Source organism: Ensifer sp. SSB1 (assembly GCF_016652895.1).
Lineage (GTDB): Bacteria > Pseudomonadota > Alphaproteobacteria > Rhizobiales > Rhizobiaceae > Ensifer.
Map to the genome: position 1 here is coordinate 1 of NZ_JAEPRP010000133.1, position 20,628 is coordinate 20,628.

Annotated in this window: 19 protein-coding genes; 10 read left to right on the forward strand and 9 right to left on the reverse strand. The window is 61.1% G+C overall.

Annotated elements, in window-relative coordinates; translation table 11 throughout:
- Positions 1-489, forward strand: a 489-nt coding sequence (locus I8N66_RS26645; RefSeq protein WP_291160239.1) for a hypothetical protein, incomplete at its 5' end; no start/stop codon positions are given.
- Between the two features lie 3 nt (positions 490-492).
- On the opposite strand, the gene I8N66_RS26650 is transcribed toward I8N66_RS26645, so the two are convergent.
- Positions 493-993 carry a hypothetical protein gene (locus tag I8N66_RS26650; protein ID WP_291160242.1) on the reverse strand — a complete coding sequence of 167 codons (501 nt, stop codon included), beginning with the start codon at positions 991-993 and terminating at the stop codon, positions 493-495.
- 34 nt (positions 994-1,027) lie between these two features.
- Here I8N66_RS26650 and I8N66_RS26655 point away from each other — a divergent pair, with 34 nt between their 5' ends.
- The 4 genes from I8N66_RS26655 (at position 1,028) to I8N66_RS26670 (ending at position 5,043) form a co-directional block, all read left to right on the forward strand.
- Positions 1,028-1,408, forward strand: coding sequence for a hypothetical protein (locus I8N66_RS26655; RefSeq protein WP_113539500.1), 381 nt, complete (start codon positions 1,028-1,030; stop codon positions 1,406-1,408).
- 101 nt (positions 1,409-1,509) lie between these two features.
- A complete protein-coding gene (locus I8N66_RS26660; RefSeq protein WP_223729717.1) occupies positions 1,510-2,184 on the forward strand; it encodes a response regulator transcription factor in 675 nt (224 codons plus the stop codon).
- Positions 2,181-3,650, forward strand: coding sequence for a HAMP domain-containing sensor histidine kinase (locus I8N66_RS26665; RefSeq protein ID WP_291160247.1), 1,470 nt, complete (start codon positions 2,181-2,183; stop codon positions 3,648-3,650). Before I8N66_RS26660 ends, I8N66_RS26665 begins: the two co-directional genes overlap by 4 nt.
- Before the next feature lie 139 nt (positions 3,651-3,789).
- Complete coding sequence (locus tag I8N66_RS26670) at positions 3,790-5,043, forward strand: adenylate/guanylate cyclase domain-containing protein (RefSeq protein WP_291160250.1); 1,254 nt, start codon at positions 3,790-3,792, stop codon at positions 5,041-5,043.
- A gap of 53 nt (positions 5,044-5,096) precedes the next feature.
- Here I8N66_RS26670 and hutC read toward each other — a convergent pair whose 3' ends face one another.
- A complete protein-coding gene (gene hutC, locus I8N66_RS26675) occupies positions 5,097-5,876 on the reverse strand; it encodes a histidine utilization repressor (RefSeq protein WP_291160284.1) in 780 nt (259 codons plus the stop codon).
- Positions 5,877-6,502: 626 nt separating this feature from the next.
- Between hutC and repA the strand changes: the two genes are divergently transcribed.
- From repA to I8N66_RS26695, 4 genes are all read left to right on the forward strand, one after another.
- Complete coding sequence (repA, locus tag I8N66_RS26680; protein WP_223729713.1) at positions 6,503-7,702, forward strand: plasmid partitioning protein RepA; 1,200 nt, start codon at positions 6,503-6,505, stop codon at positions 7,700-7,702.
- Positions 7,703-7,705: 3 nt separating this feature from the next.
- Complete coding sequence (gene repB, locus I8N66_RS26685; protein WP_291160254.1) at positions 7,706-8,719, forward strand: plasmid partitioning protein RepB; 1,014 nt, start codon at positions 7,706-7,708, stop codon at positions 8,717-8,719.
- Between the two features lie 156 nt (positions 8,720-8,875).
- A complete protein-coding gene (gene repC, locus I8N66_RS26690) occupies positions 8,876-10,165 on the forward strand; it encodes a plasmid replication protein RepC (protein ID WP_291160257.1) in 1,290 nt (429 codons plus the stop codon).
- A gap of 1,283 nt (positions 10,166-11,448) precedes the next feature.
- Positions 11,449-12,612 carry an RHE_PE00001 family protein gene (locus I8N66_RS26695; RefSeq protein ID WP_291160260.1) on the forward strand — a complete coding sequence of 388 codons (1,164 nt, stop codon included), beginning with the start codon at positions 11,449-11,451 and terminating at the stop codon, positions 12,610-12,612.
- A 31-nt stretch (positions 12,613-12,643) separates the two neighbouring features.
- Here I8N66_RS26695 and I8N66_RS26700 read toward each other — a convergent pair whose 3' ends face one another.
- The 6 genes from I8N66_RS26700 to I8N66_RS26725 all read right to left on the reverse strand — a co-directional run bounded on the left by I8N66_RS26700 (position 12,644) and on the right by I8N66_RS26725 (position 17,475).
- Entirely contained in the window at positions 12,644-12,859 is a 216-nt protein-coding gene (locus I8N66_RS26700) for a hypothetical protein (protein WP_291160263.1), read from the reverse strand.
- 53 nt (positions 12,860-12,912) lie between these two features.
- On the reverse strand, positions 12,913-13,527 hold the full coding sequence (locus I8N66_RS26705) for a helix-turn-helix domain-containing protein (protein ID WP_291160266.1): 615 nt from the start codon (positions 13,525-13,527) through the stop codon (positions 12,913-12,915).
- Positions 13,528-13,707: 180 nt separating this feature from the next.
- A complete protein-coding gene (locus tag I8N66_RS26710) occupies positions 13,708-14,106 on the reverse strand; it encodes a hypothetical protein (RefSeq protein ID WP_291160268.1) in 399 nt (132 codons plus the stop codon).
- Positions 14,107-14,294: 188 nt separating this feature from the next.
- Positions 14,295-15,800 carry a tripartite tricarboxylate transporter permease gene (locus I8N66_RS26715; protein WP_113539511.1) on the reverse strand — a complete coding sequence of 502 codons (1,506 nt, stop codon included), beginning with the start codon at positions 15,798-15,800 and terminating at the stop codon, positions 14,295-14,297.
- Positions 15,801-15,810: 10 nt separating this feature from the next.
- Entirely contained in the window at positions 15,811-16,272 is a 462-nt protein-coding gene (locus tag I8N66_RS26720; RefSeq protein WP_291160273.1) for a tripartite tricarboxylate transporter TctB family protein, read from the reverse strand.
- Between the two features lie 225 nt (positions 16,273-16,497).
- The gene (locus tag I8N66_RS26725) at positions 16,498-17,475 is read right to left on the reverse strand and encodes a tripartite tricarboxylate transporter substrate-binding protein (RefSeq protein ID WP_291160275.1); all 978 of its coding nucleotides are present in this window, start codon (positions 17,473-17,475) and stop codon (positions 16,498-16,500) included.
- 334 nt (positions 17,476-17,809) lie between these two features.
- Between I8N66_RS26725 and I8N66_RS26730 the strand changes: the two genes are divergently transcribed.
- Positions 17,810-19,654, forward strand: coding sequence for an adenylate/guanylate cyclase domain-containing protein (locus I8N66_RS26730; protein WP_291160278.1), 1,845 nt, complete (start codon positions 17,810-17,812; stop codon positions 19,652-19,654).
- Positions 19,655-19,715: 61 nt separating this feature from the next.
- Here the strand turns inward: I8N66_RS26730 and I8N66_RS26735 are convergent, their stop codons facing one another.
- The gene (locus I8N66_RS26735; protein WP_291160281.1) at positions 19,716-20,501 is read right to left on the reverse strand and encodes a pseudouridine synthase; all 786 of its coding nucleotides are present in this window, start codon (positions 20,499-20,501) and stop codon (positions 19,716-19,718) included.
- Positions 20,502-20,628 lie beyond the last annotated feature (127 nt).

Sequence of the window (20,628 nt, forward strand, 5' to 3'; positions counted from 1 at the left end):
CCGTGCCGCCGGGAACATCGCCCAATTGCGGCACGTGCCACCATCACTGAGCGCGATCTGACTGCCGCCGGTGGACGACGATCCGTGATGCGTCTGCAGGCAACGACCAAACAACGGCATAGAAGCCTCGGCACCGGCCCTCCCCGGTTCCGGAAACGTCTTACAACGAGCGAGACAATGAAATTCAGGAACGGGTTCAAACTCACCGCCAAAGCGAGCCGCCGCCTGCCGACGGAATATTTCATGCTGGCGGATGTCGAATTCGAAGGCGCTGTCATCGGTTATCTCGCCGGCCGGCCCATCCGCGACTCTGTGTCCGACTGCGACGGCCTGCGCTACCGTTTCGTCGGGGTGGCACCGCGCCTGCCTGGCGGCGGATTTGACGTGCTGGCGCTCCGCTCCGGCGAATGGATCCTATTGCCAGGTCTGGTCTATGCGGCCGATGCCAAGGAAGGTGCGTCGCGGAACAAAGCGAACCGCGCAGCCTGACGCTCACGACACGTCGTTTTCGGTTCCCGCCGCTCGCAACTTCGATCGCGCAGCGTTTTCCCTGGCGGATTCAAACATTGCCTCGATTTGGGGCCTGCATTGAAGCCTGTCTGCTCTGCTGTAGACTTCGGCCTCAATAGCGTCAGCCCTGCGCCCGACGGCGATACCGGTCGGGGCGTTGTGAAAAACGTCCGCAAGGAACTGGGCCTTCAGCAGGTTATCGGTCGCTCGAATTTCAACGAAAGCGTAACACAGAACGCTGAGGATCGTTTCGTACGAGCCGCGCTTGTCGTGGTCGTTCTGAAAATCTCCGTCCAATGCAAATGCCTCCGTTGTCCTGATCCGGTTCGTGAATTCGCGCCCGGCGATCAGCGCCGCGCCCTCGCAATGTCCCTGTAATCTTGCAGCCTTAGCAACCCGGTATCGCTGCACCACTCCGGTCTCACGATCGATCCGGAGAAGCGGCAACTCATTGAACGACTGCAGGCTTTTGCGCTTCCGCATGGATGCTCGGGGCCGCGGAAAACCGGGATCCGTCATGTTCTTCAGCAAAGGGCGCCGCGCCCTCGCATGCCTCGCCGCCGCCACCGTTTTCCTGACCGGTTGCGCTTCCGACACGATGAAGACCTACATCGGCCAACCGGTCGAATCCGTCATCATCGATTACGGTCCGCCCACCAACATCCTTGATCTCAGCTGGAACGAGCGGGCCTACCAATGGCGCAAGATCTCGACGAATGTCGTCTCCGGCACGTCGAGCGGTGAAATCAGAGACACTCGGCGCGGAATGCGCTACGAGGAGTACACGACGCCGGGCTATGTCGAGGAACAGGAGTGCTTCTACACCTTCTATGCCCGGATGCAGCAAGGCCGCTGGTACATCACCAACTTCCGTCAGCCGAAGCTGGAATGTGAATGATGGCTGCCGCCTCTCTCACGGGGCGGATGGAAATTGTCCTAACACCTTGAATTCATATATGTATTTTCCGCTCAGAGATACGGGCGATCGGGAGAACTGGCATGCGCATCCTGCTGCTGGAAGACGAGCCGGAGATGGCCTCGGCCTTGAAGGCGGCGCTGGAGCGGCGCCAGGTAATCGTTGACCACGTCTCGACACTGGCCGATGCCGAGGCCGTCGCGGAACTCTGGCCCTACGATGTCGTCGTGCTCGATCGCCGCGTGCCAGATGGCGAAGGCCTGGACCTCATACCGAAACTGCGCAGTCTCGGGGTCGGGGCGCCGATATTGATGCTGACGGCCTTGGGATCGATCAACGACCGGGTCGCCGGGCTCGATGCCGGTGCCGACGACTATCTGTCCAAGCCGTTTGCCGTCGAAGAACTGATGGCCCGGCTGCGGGCGCTCGCCCGCCGCCCGGTCTCATTGAAAGCCGAGCAGACCAAGGTCGGACGGCTTATCTACGACTTCCACCACCGTGAAGCCGCTGTGGACGACAAGCCGCTCGATCTCCTGCGCAGGGAACGCCTTGCGCTCGAAGCCTTGATGCGTCGCCCCGGCCGTACCGTGCTCAGGGCGACTTTAGAGGAATCGGTCTACGCCATGGACGACGAGATCGAGTCCAATGCGCTCGACTCGCATCTGTCGCGCCTGCGCCGCAAGCTCGATGACGTCGGCGCCGGCGTCGAGATCAGAGCCATCCGCAACCTCGGCTATCTCCTGCGCGCTACAACATGACGAAGGCTCGACCCCGCTCGCTGCAATGGGTGCTGGTGCGCCGCCTCATCCTGCTTCAGGCGGCAACCCTGTTTGTCTTCATTGGCCTGCTTTTCCTGGCAATGTTCATCGCTCAGCCGCGCCTGCTCGTCGACAACGAAGCGGCAGTAGATGTTCTCGACCGCGCCGTCGGGCGCGATACGAGCGGCGCATTGATGGTCCGGGAGACGGAAGAGCTGCGGGAGCTACGCCAAGCTCACCCCAATCTCTGGTTCATCATCCGCGACGGCGCTGGCCAGGTTCTCCGACAGGGAAATGTTCCCTCTCCCTATGACAAAAGCGGTGGCGAACTGATGCGACGGGTCGAAGGCGCGAAGCTGCTCTTCGATGATGGCGGTACGCTGCCGGACGCGGTCCTCCACAATGCCGACACCGACGCCGGCCGCGTCCAGATTATCGCCTCGACCGTTACTTCGCGGCGCGACAATGGTCCGCTGGACGTGCAGATCAGCGTTAATGTCGACATGGCGCGTGACCTCGACGGCACGACGACCTGGACCGAGGTCGTACCGATGATCGCGCTGCTTATCCTCTGTTTTCTGCTGCCGATCATTCTGGTCATGGGCGTGACCACTCTGGTCACGGCGCCGGCCGTCGTTCGGCGCTCCCTGGCGAGCCTGATTTCGACGGCCGACCAGGCCGGCCGCATCGACATCGACAATCGCGCGGTTCAGCTCGAGACGGAGAAGGTACCGACCGAAATCGCCCCTCTGGTCCGGGCCTTCAACAAGGCGCTGGCGCGCCTTGGCGAGGGATATGACCAGCGCAACCGTTTCCTCACCGACGCGGCACACGAATTGCGCACACCGATCGCGATCCTGAGGACCCGTGCCGAGCTGCTGCAGGAAGCCCCTGAAAGTGCCCGTTTGAGGCTGGATATCGAGCGTCTTTCGCATCTCGCCCAACAACTCCTCGACCGGCAGGTGCTCGAGCACGCCGGCGGCGCCATCGAGGTGGTGGACCTCGTTGCGATGGCAAGAACCATTGCTGCTGACTTTGCGCCGCTGGCGTTCGAGGCTGGCTACGAGCTTGCGTTCGAAACCGCGGTGCCGAAGGCTCCCGTCAGCGCGCGGCCACGCCAGATCGAGCAGGCCGTCGCCAATCTCCTGCGCAATGCCATCGAGCATGGCGGCGGCACCGGCACGATCACCGTGCTGGTCAATGCTGAGGGCGGCCTCGAAATCCAGGACGAAGGCCCTGGAATTCCTGTAGAGGAGCGCGAGCGCGTTTTCGAGCCGTTCTATCGCTTGCGTCCACGTTCTACCGGCGCCGGTCTCGGGCTCAACCTGGCACGGGAGATCGCCCGCCTGCACGGCGGTCGGATCGACATCCTTGCCGGTTCGTGGCGGGGTGCTCGTGTTCGACTGCAATTGCCACTTCTCGACGGCGGACGCGCAGCGCAGCAATCGGCACCGGCATCCGCTTAGCCCGCCGCCCGGCCGTTTTCTCAAAAGCTTTCGGCTTCCCCCTTATCAAGGCGCCGTTGATGCTCCACATTTGCAACGACGCATCGCGAACGTTCGCCGAGAGAACGGCTGAGAGTTCGACCAGAATGGAGAATTGCAAATGCAGATGTCTTCGCAGGCCCCCTCGCCTTCGCTTGAGGAAGGACACTGGCCGGCTCGACGCCGGAGCGTGCTCGACTGGCTGATCATCGAAACGCGCAACGAGCGGTTCATCGACAACATCCTCGTTGAAATGTGCGAGCGGCTGCAGGCAGCCGGTGTCCCGGTTGCGCGTTCGACGCTGCATTTCCGGATCAATCATCCGCAGTGGCTCGGCGCCCGTATCCTCTGGCGCCAGGGCTTGGCCGAGGGTGAAATCGACCTCTACGACTATGGCACCCAGAACACCGCGCTCTACCTCAATAGCCCGCTCTATATAATCAACAACGGCGGCGCGGAGGTTCGCACGAACCTGGAGGCCCTGACGGAAGAGCATTCCCAAAACTCGCTCTATGTCGACCTGAAGGGCGAAGGGCTGACCGAATACATAGCCTGGCCGCTCGAACACACGCTTGGCAAACGCCATGTCGTCACCTTCGCCACCGACCGAAAGGGCGGATTCGAGGATGAGCACATCGCCTTCCTCTTGGACCTTCTACCCGCTTTGGCCCTCGTCAGCGAAATCCGGCTGAAAAACCGGTTCGTGCGGACGCTGCTCGAAACCTATGTTGGCCCACATGCCAGCGAGCAGATTCTTGCCGGCGCCACGACGCGTGGCAGCGGGGTTACCGTCGGCGCAGCCATTCTGATTTGCGACCTGCGAAACTTCACCAAGCTCTCGGATCTCTGGCCGCGCGACGACGTGATCGATCTGCTCAACGCCTATTTCGACGCGATGTCGGAACCGATCGAGCGGCATGGCGGCGAGATCCTCAAATTCATGGGCGATGGCCTGCTGGCGATCTTTCCGCTCAGCAACCCGAATGCCGCCGAAAACCTGTTGCAGGCGATCCGCGAGGCGGAAGCGGCAATCGCTCTTCTCAACAAGGACAACCTCGAAAAGGGCCGCGAACCCTTTGGTTACGGGATCGGAGTCCATGTCGGTGACGTGATGTACGGCAATATCGGCTCACGCCGCCGGCTGGACTTCACGGTGATCGGCCCCGCGGTCAATATCGCCTCCCGGCTTGAGAGCCTGACCAAGGAAACGAAGCGACCGGTGCTTCTGTCGCGGGCCTTCGTGGAGCTGGCCGGATGCGCATCCAGCATGGAGCATCTCGGCGCCTATCCCGTCAGAGGGATAGGCGAACCGATCGAAGTCTTCGCCTTTTCCGGCAACGGCCCGGCCCCTGTCTTGCGCGTCGTTGGAGAATAGCCGGTTGTCCGCGGACAACTGTCGGACTCGGCACGGAGAAATGTGTTAGCCGGCTATCCGATGGGGCTCGGCGCGAACTGGGCAACGAGTTCGTGGCGATCGCCGGGATAGGTCACCCGGACATGCGTCACCGGCGCACGGCCACTCCAAGTACGGCGCTCGATGACCAGGCAGGCGGTGCCGGTCGAAATGTCGAGCGCCTGTGCCGCCAGCTTGTTCGCCGCAACGGCCCGGATGCGGTGTTCTGCCGTACTCCACGGCACCTTGCCGAGCAGCCACGAACCAGGCGCCGCGGTTTCAAACAGTTCCGCCTCCGCCTCCGGCACCGCCGCTAGGCTGATCAGGCGTTCCTCGAAACAAAAAGGGCGCCCGCCGGCAAAATGCCGACACGTAACATCCAGCAGCCTCGCCGAGGTCGGAAGGTCCAGCCGTTCGACGTCGCGGCTCTCGACACTGCGCACCTTTCGCTCGCCCAGTTGAAAACTGTAGTCGAGCCCCAAAGATTGGACTTCGAGCTTGACGTCGTGGATTTCCATCACCGCCGACTGCACCTGCGGAAAGGTGACATAGCTGCCGGACTTGCGTCTGCGCTCGATCAATCCGCGCTTGACGAGTTCAGTCAGCGCCTTGTTCACGGTCATCCGTGAGCAGCCGTATTGTTCCGTCAGTTCGTGTTCGAATGGAATACGATGGCCCGGCGGCCATTCTCCGGAAAGGATGCGCCCCTCCACGTCCCCGAGTATCCGCTGGTGCAAGGACAAGGTCTGCCCTTGATTGTCGACAGCATCGTCGGGCTGAATGTTCGAAACGGTTCGGTCTTGCTTGGTGTCCATGACACCGAACTTAATCATTTCGCAGCGGCGAAACAGCCCTTCTCTCGCTGTTTCGCGCTTTTCCACCATAGCCACGGACACTTCGGCACGATGTTGACAGCTGTCAACGTTCGCAATTCACTCACCAGATGATCAATAGAGGAGATGCCAAGGTGTCAGGAATGCCCGCGCCCATTCCTGATTGCGATCAGACTCTTCGCACTCCGCCTTCTCAACCGGAGCCGGCGCAATCTCCACTCTCGACTGCCGCGTCGCCTTCGGCGGCGGTGGCGCCAGATACCCAAGGGTCATTCCACCTAGATAGAACATATCGAACCTTCTCGCGTCAGGCCTCTGATAGACACAATCGTGACACAATCAGCCCGCCTGTCAATAGTCTATAAATTCTATACTCTTTTAGATCTTCTTTTGTGGCCTGCGAAGATGGCGGTGCGCACCACTGTGGCCCGCCGCAATCAGACAGTTGTCCGCGGACAACCGCGGGCGAAAACCGGTTCGTTAGCCGCCGAAACAGCCCCTTGGGTATAAATCGCTATGCGTTTGTAAATCCGAACCGAATCGGAGCATAGTGCATCTGCGCATATTGTTCCGATATGACGATATTTGCGCAGTTTTCGGGGAACCCAATGTTGCAACAGAAAATTCAAGGTCACGACGAACAGGAGCATCTACCGACGCTTCTGGCTGCCGATGCTTTGGAACTGGCGCATCAGCTGCAGCAGCATCAAAAAAAGATCTTCCCTCCACAGGCCCAAAAGGCAATGCGCCTCTTCAGCCCTGCCGAGGCCGCCGCCTTCATTGGAATCGGTGAAGGCTACCTGAGGCAGGTGGCTTCAGAGGGCCACGGCCCAGCGCCCTTGTCAAACGGTCGGCGCATGTATGCGGTTGAAGATATCGAGCGCATCCGCCGCGTTCTCGACGACGGCGGCAAATCCGGGAAATACATCCCGCACCGCCGCGGCGACGAGAAGCTTCAAGTCATATCGGTCATGAATTTCAAGGGTGGATCGGCGAAGACGACGACATCCGCTCACCTTGCCCAATATCTTGCCCTTCGCGGCTACCGAACCCTGGCGATCGACCTTGATCCACAGGCTTCGCTCTCTGCCCTCTTCGGCCACCAGCCGGAACTGGACGTTGGCGAGGGTGAAACGCTTTATGGCGCGATCCGCTACGACGAGCCGCGGCCGATCGCCGACATCGTCCGTTCGACCTACACCGCGAACCTTCACCTCATCCCCGGCAATCTCGAGCTCATGGAGTTCGAGCACGAGACCCCGAAGGCGATGATGATGGGTGGCGCCGCCGAGACCCTGTTTTTCGCACGCATTGGCGACGTGTTGGCGGAAATCGAGAGTTTCTACGATATCGTCGTCATCGACTGCCCGCCGCAGCTTGGCTTTCTCACCATGTCGGCGCTCTGCGCCGCAACGTCCGTGCTCATCACCGTGCATCCGCAAATGCTCGACGTCATGTCGATGTCGCAGTTCCTGTCAATGACGAGCGAGTTGATGAGTGTCGTCGAAAAAGCCGGAGGCCGTACAAGTTACGACTGGATGCGCTATCTCGGCACACGATTCGAACCGAATGACGGTCCGCAAAGCCAGATGACTGGCTTCATGCGTGCCATTTTCGGCAATCGCATGCTGCAGAGCGCGATGGTGAAGTCGACGGCTATCTCCGATGCCGGCGTGACGAAGCAGACGCTCTATGAAGTCGAGCGCTCGCAATTCGTCCGCGGCACCTACGACCGCGCCATGGATTCTCTGAACCAGGTCAATGGCGAGATCGAAGAACTGATCCGCCAGGTTTGGGGGAGGAAGTAATCCATGGCCCGCAAGAATCTGATCGGGATTACGGACGACACAGCCGGGAACGACGCGGAAGCGGCTCTGGAACGCTTGGCCACGGGCCGGCCAATCGCCGGTCTAAGTGTGGGCGCACGGCCAGCAAGTGCCGTCGGCGGCATCACTCGGTCGCTTTCGAACATCACTCAGAAAGTTGAGCGCGCCCAGGAACTTGAGCGTCAACTTGCTGAAGGGTTGACGATCGTCGATCTTGACCCCGCGCTCATCGACGCCTCTTTCATCGTCGATCGCCTCGAAATCGGGGCAGACGCACAATCCGCTCTTGCAGAACAGATACGTGAGCACGGTCAACAGGTTCCGATCCTCGTGCGTCCGCACCCGGAAACCGATGGGCGCTACCAGGTCGCTTACGGTCATCGCCGATTGGCCGCGGCACGCACGCTCGGCGGCAAGGTGCGCGCGGTTGTCCGCGATCTCAGCGACGAACAACTGGTCGTCTCTCAGGGGCAGGAAAACAACACCCGCACGGATCTGTCGTTCATCGAGCGGTCGCTGTTTGCCACTCGCCTTGAGGACCGCGGTTTTTCCCGCGAGATCATCATGTCCTCGCTCGGCGTCGACAAGGCTGCACTTTCCAAGATGATTTCCGTCGTTCGTCGGCTACCGACCTCGCTGATCGAGGCGATTGGGCCGGCACCTTCGGTCGGTCGTCGCCGTTGGTTCGACCTCGCCGAGTTGCTTGCTGAAGCAGGAAAAGGCGAAGCCGCAGACGTCTTCGTGAAAGACAAACAATTCCAGGCGGCGGGAAGCGATCAGCGCTTTGATGCGCTTTGTGCCTTCCTGAGCACCTCCAGGACGCGCGCCAGAGCCGTCGCATGGGTAGCGCCCGACGATACAACCCCGGTCCGGATCCGCGAAACGGATGGCGAGACAACGCTGTCCTTCAACAGGAAGAAGGCGCCGGGTTTTGCAGATTTCGTGAGGCAGAGGCTCAAATCTCTGTACCTCGAATATCAAGAGGAAACAGGAGACTAAACAGAGCAAAAGAAAAAGGCTTCCGAACGACTAGCGCTGCGGAAACCCTTCTCTCGTGTAGCAACTAGAGAATCCCATTTCCGCGAATCGGTGTCAAGAGTTTTCAACGTCGTTTCGGCGAACGGATTTCTTTTGCCTTGAAAAAGGTGAAGGCGAATGGATTGTGGGATTGTCACGACGCCCTTCGGGCGGCGGGCGATGTCGCTTGGGATGTTGGCACACCAACTTTCCAGCGCTTCGGCCGTCGACGAAGGCAAGGTCGACAAATGGAAATTATTTCGAACGGTTTGCGCCGCCAAGTCGAGCCTTGGTGTGTCCGATCGTTCGCTTGCCGTCTTGAACGCATTGCTGTCGTTCTACCCGAAGACGGAACTTGCGGCAGCCGACGGCCTCGTCGTGTTTCCGTCCAATGCTCAGCTCTCTCTGAGAACGCACGGCATGGCCGAGACGACGCTACGGCGGCATCTTGCCACGCTGGTCGAGGCTGGCCTCATTCTCCGGCGCGATAGCCCGAACGGTAAGCGTTACGCTCGCCGCGACCGCAAGGGGGCGATCGGCCAGGCATTCGGATTCGATCTTGCTCCGTTGCTCTCTCGCGCAGCCGAGTTCGAAGCAGAGTCCACTCGTCTGGAAGCGGACCGGCGATATCTTCAGATGATGCGGGAACGCATGAGCCTCTGCCGTCGAGACGTTGCGAAGCTGGTCGATTTGTTGCGCCAATCTGACGTCGCCTACGCAGAAGAGGCGGAAACGCGCTGCCAGGCTGCTTATATGTCGCTCTCGCGCAAACCTTCCATCGCTGAGATCGAGCGCCTCCTTCCGGTTCTCGTCCAGCTACAGGACGAACTGACTAATCGTCTGGAAAATCTACTGAAAACACAAAATACGGCTGCCAATGAACGCCAAAATGAGCGGCACATACAGAATTCAGAATCCGATTATCTTTCTGAATCTGAACCGGCTGATGAAAGAGCGGGGGTGAGATTTTCGCCCAATGCATCGACGGATCTACCGGAGATGGACCAGAATACGGATAATCCGCCTGCAAGTATCGAAACATCGGCGCTGCCAGCACGTCGCACGCACCAGCCGGCGTCGCCTGCCCTGAACTCTGCAGCACCGCTACCGCTGGTCTTGAAAGCCTGCCCGCAAATCCGCGATTACGGCCCGTCCGGTCGTGTCGACAGCTGGCGCGATCTCTTCACGGCCACAACCGTCGTCAAAAACATGCTTGGGATCAGCCCAGACGTCTACAACGAAGCCTGCGCTACACTGGGGCCGGAAACAACCGCGACAGTGGTTGCGTGCCTTCTGGAGCGAGCTGAGCACATACAATCAGCCGGAGCCTATCTGCGTGACCTCACGCGTCGTGCAAAGAGCCAATCCTTCGCGGTCTCGGCAATGCTATCGGCGCGCTTACGTGCCCAGGCGTCGGGTGTTGCATGACTGGAGGATGACGACCGAGATCGCTGGGACTGAGGACAGGGTTTTAATGCGGCTACTTCGATTGCGGCAGCGCGTCTTGTATAAGGCGGACAAATGCAGGAGACTGGAGATGCAAGGATTCGTTGATATCTCTGCAATATTCTAGAGTCAGAGATTCAATTTGAATCATCACCATCTCCAAGAAAACATTGATGATTTATCCCTTTCGGAAGGAAAGGGGCTGTTTTCTTCCGTCGCTCGGATTGGGCTGGCGTCGAGGCTATGATGGAGAGCTACGGACGTGTAGGCGTCCCTCAGAACACGAAGGCGCCGCCTACTGGAGCGGCTATGCTTGGAGCTGAGTTCGAAGATCGATTGTGATCCGAAGGGCGCCGGATTTAGGCTTCCGCTTCTCTAAACGCCGGTGTTGTTGACATCGGGTAACGGAGAGGTGCAGACGCATCAATGCAAGGCGACTTTCGGGCTCGGCGGGACTGAGAAACGCCTCACGTCGGCAGCGGAACTTTTCCGGAGGAGATCTTCTTGCTCTTTCGGTCATGGCCGAACCAGCCGAGAATTTTTGACGACGCTTGGTGCAGCCGCTATTCAGCAGAACGGCGGACGGATAACCCTAAGGCTAGAGGGCTCGCATCGGCCATACCAGTACAACCATTATCGGAGGCGGCGTTCTGCGCCAGCACGTCTCTGACGCTACCCCAGAGACCTCGCTCAAATGTACTGACCTGTTGCAGCTATCTCATAGAGTCTTTGTTTCGTGCATTAGCCTCCCATACCGATTGGGTTCATTGATCGGCTTGCAAGCTTGCTCGATGCGAACGAAGGAATGGCCGTCGTGCTCGCATACGCGAGCGATTGAGCAAAGCCTGCATCTATACGGTTGGGTGCTCTCCAATGACAGAGCAGACGATCAAGGACGCAGATCAACCGATCTTGCGATCGCGTGTACCGCGCCCGCCCGGACGCGGTACAATGGCCTGAGTGTAACGCACCAGAACCAGCACCAAGGAGCGTGCGTTGACAGCTGTCAACAATAGACACGCCTGGAACATGAGATTGGCAGAGAGCACTCACCGAGGTCTTGCTCCTGGCCCAAACGAGGCGCACGATGCACGCCATGGTGCCTAAGTAATGGGCGTCCTAGATGATGCCAGGCGTTGCCCGTGCTACCAGGTTGGCCAGGCGCGATCCAAAATAGTCTAGATATTTCGGCCTGACGCCCTGCCTCTGTGACGGAAACGAATATCGTGTTACGTTCCGTTTTGCGTCAACATCCTTAGTTTGAAATGCGATACAAGATTCCCGATCCCTATCATCCGATGCTCCTTCCGCTGCTGATTTCAGCGGAAGATGCCTTGGCGCGGCTCGATGAACGAACAAATCGCCATGTGGTGGAAGATGGTTTTCGGGAACGGGGCCACTTCTTTGATGCTGCGGCTGCGCTTTGGGTTGCCGGTGAACTTGTCCATGTCGAGGATCTCGTGCTGCACGATGCCCATATGGACGCTCGTGCCCCAACGCATGAATTGACGATTGCTCATTCGGTCATACGCGCGCGGCGGCGCATCTGGCTCGGCGAACCTCACTGGGCACTTTCAGCCCACGGTCTTGCTGCCATTCGGGGAGAACAGGTCGCGCCGGCCAATGCCCGCGATACCTCTGCGGAGACACGACAACTGGAGCCGACGTCTTCTGCCACGGATAGTGACCGGATTGAAGCGGACGAAGAGGAAGACGCCAATCCGATGGCCGCCGAGTTTGCGGCGATCGATGCGGCGATCGCTCGCTCACAACAGCTGCTGGAAGCGCACGACAAGGATGTGCTCGAAGTCGCCGAGCGTGCGGCCCAGGTAACTGCACAGGAGCCAATGGGACAGCTGGGCCTGCTCTTTGATGAGGATTGGGACGAAGACGCTCGGATCGACGAATGGCGCCACGTGGTGGCGACGGCAGATCAATTGCCGGCCAGCCTGGGTGCTGCGCTTCTCTTCGACGCCTGGGAGCAGATCGAACCACTGCGGCGACAGCACTGGTTAGGCTCACTGCTCCTTGGAGCCTATCTGAGATCACGCGGTAAGGTGACTTCGCATCTCCTCACCTTCAATGCCGGCCAGAAGGTCGTGCGCCATGAGCGACGGCGTTCACAGGATCCGGTGACGCGATGGAGCGCCTTCCTGGAAGCGATGACGGTAACGGCGGATTTGGGCCTGAAGGAACTCGACCGACTGTCGTTGGCAAAGACGCAGATGGAGATGCGTATCCGCGATCGCCGGTCCAACAGCAGCCTGCCGGCGCTGATCGAACTGGTCCTGTCGCGGCCGATCGTTTCAGCCGCGCTGGTCGCCCAGCATGTCGGCGTCACGCCACGCGGCGCGTTGAACCTCGTGCGCGAACTTGGCATCCGCGAAATGACCGGCCGCGGACGCTACCGCGGCTGGGGTGTGCTATAGGCGGCGGCATGCCCAAAGGACATGTGCGCCATCAGCCCATGGTGATCAGGATCAGCAGCACGAAGACGGTTGGAACGAGAGCCAGCGCCGGGATGATGATCGCCGGGTAGCCGAAGGCGACGATCGCGAGCAGCCAGATCAATGCGCAGTTGATCAGAAACAGCACCTTTGCCGCCTGCGACCCTTGAATGGCTTCCTTCAGCATCCAGCCGAACACCGGCACGTTATAGACAAGTCTTGCAATCATTGTTCTTCCTTTCCTTGGGGGCAGTCCGGGTGGGGATGGACTGTCGGAGGTCTTCAGTTTCGGGGACGTGCACCGCTGCCCGATCGCTGCCGCGTGAAGCCGGCAGCAGCTTCGAGGCGCTCCGGATCGAGCAGGCGCATGGTTTTCGGGTGGCTGAAATCGATCAGACCCTCGCGCTTGAAGCGGTTGAGACAGCGGCTGACGGTCTCGACGGTAAGGCCGAGCCAGTCGGCAAGATCTGCCCTTGTGAGATGGAGGTGGAAGCTCAGGCGGGGAGGGACGGCGTTCCGGCCGCTGCGATTGAACAGGCGCGATAGCTCGACCAATGCACTTGCTACCTTCTCAGCGGCGGTCTTGCGACCGAGCAAGGTGGCATGCGCCTGCAACCGATGCAGCGTGGTTTTCAATTCACTGGCGATCGCCGGATTGGTCGCGTGAAGTTCGGCATCGCCCAGGGATTCGATACGGGCAATGCTCAAGGTCTCCGCCGTGGCGATGTTGCGTCCATCGACCGTAAAGCCGAAGAGCCGGCCAGGACCGAGCACATCGGTGATCTGCCGGCGACCGTCGTCGAGCAACTGAGAGAGAACGATACAGCCGTCGAGCACGCGAAAGAGCGAGCGATTGCGGCCGCCTTCAAAGAGCAGCGTGAAGTTCTCACCGACCACGCGGCTGCGCGCAGGAAGCCGCGGTGGGCGGGGCAAGGGCGCAAGGGGAGGGGCCACAATAGGGGCGGCAGCGGATTGAGTTTCGGGCATGGGAGATGTCCGCATTGCGGATACGAGGAGGCATCGTGCCTCGTTGCCATCCGACATCGAAGGAGGGCGTTGACAGCTGTCAACGCAGGTTCAAAGCTTGGCAACGGCCTTGGGTGGTCCTCGCGGACTGGCATTCGGGGAATGAACCTGCGGCCCCGGCTGCGCCGCTGTCGCTACGACCGTGGGTGTTAGGCTCCCTTGCAGGCGCTCGCCGACAGTGTCGTCCGGTAGCGTTAGCAGCGCCCAGAAGAACCGGCAGGCACTGCACACGTGCTTCTGCGTCGGCTTCTCATTGCCGTCGCCGTCAAGGCCGGTATGACAGAAGTCGGGTTGCGTACCGTCTGGAAGGGCGTAGAGGGCGTAGTCGGATGCCGGGATCGGGGAGGAGGCATGAGACGGGCCGAGGTGTGCGAAACCCAGCAGGAAAAGAGCCATGGCGCACAGCGTGCTCAGGGCCTTGTCCCATCTCGATTTCGTGCGACGTGTCATCGCTCGGGCTCGCTCTCATCTCTTCTTCGCTGAGGCAGAGATAGGCGAGCGGCTTGACAAACCTCAATGTGGCAAACCGCGCAGGGGCAGAATGCCGCAGTTACGAGAACGCCGCGCATCCGGGTGGATGTGCGGCGTATTAAGTTATTGATATATAGCGATAATGTCGCGAAAATGGCTGGCAAGGATTAGTCTTCCTCGACAAAAACCTCCTGGCGCTTGGCCTTTACACTCGGCAGGAACACGACGATGAGCACCAGGGCCGCAATCAGAAGCAGGATGGCGCTGATAGGCCGGGTAACGAAGGTCGTCGGGTCGCCGCGCGACAGGATCATGGCCCGGCGGAGGTTTTCCTCGAGCAGCGGCCCGAGCACGAAGCCGAGCAGCAGCGGCGCCGGTTCGCAGCGCAGCTTCAACAGCAGGTAGCCGACGAGGCCGAAGAAGGCGACGGCGTAGAGGTCGTAGACGTTGGAGTTGACGCTGTAGACGCCGATCGAGCAGAACGCCATGATGATCGGGAACAGCACGTAGTAGGGGATCTTGAGCAGTTTCACCCAGAGCCCGATCAGGGGCAGGTTCAGGACCACCAGCATCAGATTGCCGATCCACATGGAGGCAATGATGCCCCAGAAGAGCGCCGGCTGCTCGGTGGCGACGTTTGGACCGGGCACGATGCCCTGGATGATCATCGCGCCAATCATCAAAGCCATGACCGGGTTGGCCGGTATGCCGAGGGTGAGGAGCGGAATGAACGAGGTTTGGGCGCCGGCATTGTTGGCGCTTTCCGGACCGGCGACACCAGCGATGGCGCCATGGCCGAACTCTTCAGGACGATCAGAGACCCGCTTCTCCACCGTATAGGAGGCGAAGGCGGCAAGGATTGCACCGCCGCCCGGCAGGATGCCGAGTGCCGAGCCGATGATGGTGCCGCGCACGATCGGCGCAAACATGCGCTTGAAGTCGTCACGGGTCGGCATCAGATCGGTGACCTTCGCCATCAGCACTTCGCGGGTGCGCTCGTTTTCAAGGTTCCGCAGGATCTCGGCGATGCCGAAAACGCCGACCGCAAGCGCCACGAAATTCAGCCCGTCGGCGTATTCGCGGATGCCGAGGGTGAAGCGCGGCGTACCGGAATAGATATCGGTGCCGACCAGCCCGAGCAGCAAGCCGAGTGCTACCATGGCCAGGGCCTTGGTGATCGAGCCATGGGCCAGTGCGATCGAGGAAACGAGGCCGACGATCATCAGCGAAAAATATTCGGCCGCGCCAAATTGCAGCGCGATCTCGGTCAGTGGTGGCGCGAAGACGGCGACGAGAAACGTCGAGACGGTGCCGGCGAAGAATGAGCCAAGGGCTGCAATGGCAAGCGCCGCGCCGGCACGGCCTTTGCGGGCCATCTGGTAGCCGTCGATTGCGGTGACCGCCGAGGAGGATTCACCCGGCATGTTGATCAGGATCGCGGTAGTCGAACCGCCATACTGGGCGCCGTAGTAGATGCCGGCCAGCATGATCAGCGACGAGACCGGCTCAAGCTGGAAGGTGATCGGCAGCAGCATGGCGATGGTCGCCGTGGCCCCGATGCCAGGAAGCACGCCGATCAAGGTGCCGAGCAGAACGCCGATCAGGCAGAAGAGCAGGTTGGCAGGGGATGCGGCGGTCGCAAAGCCGAGGGCAAGGTTGCTGAAGAGTTCCATCGCGCGTCTCCTAGAACCGGACCCAAGGGCCAAAGAGCTGGAACGGCAAACCCAGGCCATAGCTGAACACCGCGACCGAGAAGGCCGTCAGCGCCAGTGAAAGAGCCAGCGCCATGAGTGGCTTCATCCGACCGGAAGCGAAACAGGCGATCAATGCCGTGAAGAACAGCGCCGGTACGAAGCCGAGGCCGCGGACCGTGAGACCGAAGAAGACGGGCGCCGGCAGAATGAAGGCCATGCCGCGCAATGCGATCGAGCCTATGGGCTCACCCTGAACGCGGGTGGACTGCACGAGAATCACGATGCCGAGCAGCGTCAGGATGAGCGCGAGGACCAGAGGGAAATAGCCAGGGCCCATGCGAAAGGCGGTGCCCAGTTCGAGATTGAAGGCCTGCCAGGCGAAGCACAGCCCGACCGCTGTCAATATCCCGCCGCAGAGCGCATTGGTGGTGTCGAAGGAGAGTGATTTCATCGTATCCCCATATGTTCTGGCGGGGCAGCCGGCCGAGGCGTGTCTGACGGCCTCCCGCATTGGCATTGCCGGCTTTGTGCCGGGTTCGCGCATTGGGAGGCAGGTTGACAGCTGTCAACGGCAGTTGACGGCTTTTGATCCCTCTCCGGGTGCCGTCGCAGCAGTCCCAATGTCACAGGCGCCGCGCTTCCGGGTGAACCGGTGCGCGGCGCGGCGAGCCGTCTATCAGTCGGCGTATTGGCCGGCTGCTTCGATCACCGGCTTCCAGCGGGCGATTTCGCCTTCAAGCTTCGCCTTCAGCGCAGCCGGGGTGGCATCGGCGTCCGACGAGGGTGCCGTGCCGAGTTCGCCGAAGCGGGCGACGACGTTCGGATCCTTGAGCGCAACCTGCAATGACTTCGACAGGCGTTCGGTGATTTCGGCCGGCGTACCCTTCGGGGCGTAGATGCCATGCCAGATGCCGACCTGAAGGTTCGGCAAACCGGCCTCGGCGGTCGTCGGCAGGTCCGGGAAGACCTTCAGGCGCTCAGGCGAGGTGACGGCATAGGCCTTGATCGTGCCGCCCTGGATCTGCTTCGTGGTGTTGGTGGTCTGGTCGCACATGATGTCGACCTGGCCACCGAGAAGATCGGTCATCGCGGGACCAGTCCCCTTATAGGGCACGGTCGTCAGTGGCGTCTCTACGGCGCTCATGAACATCATGCCGCAGAGATGCGACGCGGCGCCGATACCGGCATTGGCGACGGTGACCGTGTCCTTGTTCGCCTTGACGTAGTCGACGAGACCTTTCAGGTCGGTCGGCTCAAGGTCCTTGCGTGCGACGATGGTCATGGGCACCTCTGTGACGAGGCCGACATATTCGAAGGAGTTGAGCGTGTCATAGGCGAGCTTGCGATAGAGGGTGGCGCTCGTCGCCATGCCGATATGGTGCAGCAGTACGGTGTAGCCATCCGGATCGGCCTGTGCGACGCGGCCGGCGCCAAGCGTGCCGCCAGCGCCGCCGACGTTCTCGACGATGATCTGCTGGCCGAGATCCTTGGACATGGATTCAGCGACCAGGCGCGCAACCGTATCCGTCGGGCCACCGGCGGAGAAGGGCACGACCATGGTGATCGAGCGTTCGGGGTAGGTCTGCGCATTGGCGGAAACGGCGAAAAGCGACAGGGCGGCAACAGCGCCGAGCAGGGCATTCAAGGTTTTCATCTCTTCCTCCCGGATGAAATATCGGCCAGCCGGCAAGGTTTCCTCCCGCGCCGGTTCTGGGTGCCCCATTTGCAAGCGCAAACTTTGCGCAGACAACGGCTTAGCGCGGCCACGGCGCGTATTTGTCAGGCGCGGGCTTTGATTTGGGTGGATTTGGAAACATGCGGCCGATCGCATGGGTGGATTTCCACCCATCATCCGGTGATGCGGTGTGCCCGGTTGTGTTCAAGGACGCGCGGATGCCCTCGCTTGTTTCCAGCGTTCGGGTGTGTTGCACTACACCTCGGGGGAGGCCGAGCCTTCACAGTGAGCACTCGCCCATGGGAATGGTTGGATGCGCAAACTGGCCGCTGTTCTCTGTATCGATATCGCCGGCTACAGTAAGCTGATGGGGCGTGACGAGGCCGGTACCCTCGCCCGCGTCAAGGCGGCCTTTGCGGCATTCGATCCGACGCTTGCGCGACACCGCGGCCGTGTCGTCAAGCTGATGGGCGACGGCGCCCTGATCGAGTTCGCAAGCGCGGTCGACGCGACCCTCTGCGCGATGGCGCTTCACGGGGTGGCCACGGCAACCGATCCGTCGCTCCGCTTTCGCATGGGGCTCAACCTGGGTGATGTGATCGTCGAAGACGGTGATCTCTTTGGGGAAGGGGTCAATATCGCGGCGCGGCTGCAGACGCTTGCCGAGCCCGGCAGCATCATCCTCTCCGAAGCGGTCCGGGAGCACGTCGCCGGAAAGCTGAACATCAGACTCGATGATCTCGGGCCGATGTCCCTCAAGAACATCGAGCGTCCCGTCCGCGCTTTCGCCGTCCAACCCGGGGTACCGGCAGAGGCGAAAGGAAAGCGCGAACGGATCGGTATCTGTGTCCTGCCCTTCACCAACATGAGCGGCGATCCGGAGCAGGACTATTTCAGCGCGGGCGTGACCGAGGACATCATCATCGACCTCAGCAAGCTCTCGGCGCTCTCGGTCGTCTCGCGGGCGACCTCTTTCGGCATGAAGGCACAATGCGTCCGGGTCGTCGCACAGCAACTGAACGTCGCCTACATCCTCGAAGGCAGCGTGCGTAAGGCCGGAGACCGCATGCGCTTGGCGGCGCAGCTGATCGATGGGGCAAACGAGGCAACGGTCTGGGCCGAGCGCTTCGACCGAGACATCAAGGACGTGTTGTTGCTGCAGTCTGACCTCGCGAGCGCCGTCGTCGAGGCACTCCGGCTTCAGCTCCTGCCGGCGGAGCGCCAGGCATTGGGGCGCAAGGCGCCAACCGATCCGGAGGCGTACAAGCTGTTTCTCCTGGCGCGTGAATACAACATCACCGGATCCGAACGACACCTGCCGTTGATCATCCGGCTCTGCCGCCGCGTGACCGAACTGGAGCCCGATAATGCACGGGCCTGGGCCCTTCTTGGCGAAACCCTCAATCGTCTCGCGCGCAGCATCGGTGGTGGGGAAACGGGCGAGCTGGAAATCGATCGCGCTCTCGAACTCGACCCCGGCCTCGCCGGCGCTCATGCCGCAAAGGCGTTGCAGTTTTTATACCGGGGACAGTTTGGGGAGGCGGAGCGGCAATGCGCCATTGCCCTGCAGCTTGAGCCAGACGACTACGCCACCAATCTCGCAGCCGGGCGAACCTTCATCATGCAGCGCCGCTACGATGACGCCATCCGCCACTTCGAGCGGGCCGCAGCGCTGGCGCCTGCGGATTACAACGCCGCTGCCATGGCGATCCAATGCTACCAGGGCAAGGGCGACGAACAGGCGGCACTGGAGGCCTGTCGCCGGGCTCTGGCCAGGATCGAGCGCATCGTGGCGGCCGAACCGGATCATAGCGGCGCAATCGGGCACGGTGCCGGTGTCCTCGCCCTCCTTGGCGATCGCGAGAGGGCAAGCGAATGGGCATCGCGCGCCAGTCTGCTGGAGCCTGACAATATTCAGCTGCAGGCAAACCTGGTTTGTGCCTGGGCGATCAGCGGCGACGCCGAAGCGGCTCTGGACGCGCTCGAGCGCATCGCGCTGAAGATGAGCCGGGAGTTGCTGGTGTGGATGGAAAACGACAATGACCTGGACAGCCTGCGTTCACTCCCGCGCTTCGCACGGATCATGCGCGCGGTGAGGGCCCGCTTCGCGAGACTACCCTCGTCTGAAAGGGACGCGCCGAATGAGGATTCGGTATAGCCCCGAGGCCGAACGTATTAACCCGAGATCGTGGTGATGTGGGGCCGCTGCCAGCTCGCAGTCAAAGACCGGTGCGTTGCCTCAGATAGGCGATTTCCTCGCTGGTCAGGCTGCGGCTGGCGCCCCTAGGCAATTCGCCAAGAGTAATCGTCCCGATAGAAACCCGCAGCAGACGCAGCACCTCGAAGCCGAGCGCATCGAGCATGCGGCGGATCTGGCGGTTGCGGCCCTCCTCGAGCTCCACTTCGATCCACGTGTTCTTGTCGCCACCCCGGAGATGAACGGCGCGGGCGGCATGCAGCATCTCGCCGCCTTCCTCGATGCCGTCAACCATCCGTTCGAGATGAGCGCCACCGATCTGCCCGGCAATCTGCACGTGGTAGACCTTGCCGAGATGCGTTTCAGGATCGAGCAGGCGCTGGGCGAGCACCGTGTCGTTGGTGAAAAGCAGAAGGCCCTCGCTTGCCTTGTCGAGGCGGCCGACGGGCGACAGGAACGCGGTGTCGATATCGCTCAGGCAATCGAACACGGTTGGCCGGCCTTCCGGGTCGTGGCGGGTGGTCACCAGTCCGCGCGGCTTGTTCAGCATCAGATAGATCTTCTCTTCGGCAAGCACCGGTTTGCCGTCGACGGTGATGCGATCCTTGTCGATATCGACCCAGTGCGAAAGGTCCGTGACCTTGCGTCCACCGACGCCGACGCGTCCTTCGAGCACGAGCTTTTCGGCCTGTGTGCGCGAACAGTAGCCGAGCTTTGAAAGCGCACGGGCAACCGTCACGCGCTTGCCGGCATCTGCCGCGGGGCGGCGGCCGGTATCTCGAGCGGCTGTGGGTCGCTTTTGTTTCACGCTGTGGTCTTCCGGTTCCTGATCATGTGGTGGCCGTTGCTGAGCACCTTGCTTGGCGTTGCCGCCTCACTCGGACATCAGCCGATCTTCGTGTAGTCGATCCGCCGGGCAAGCCAGCAGCCGATGG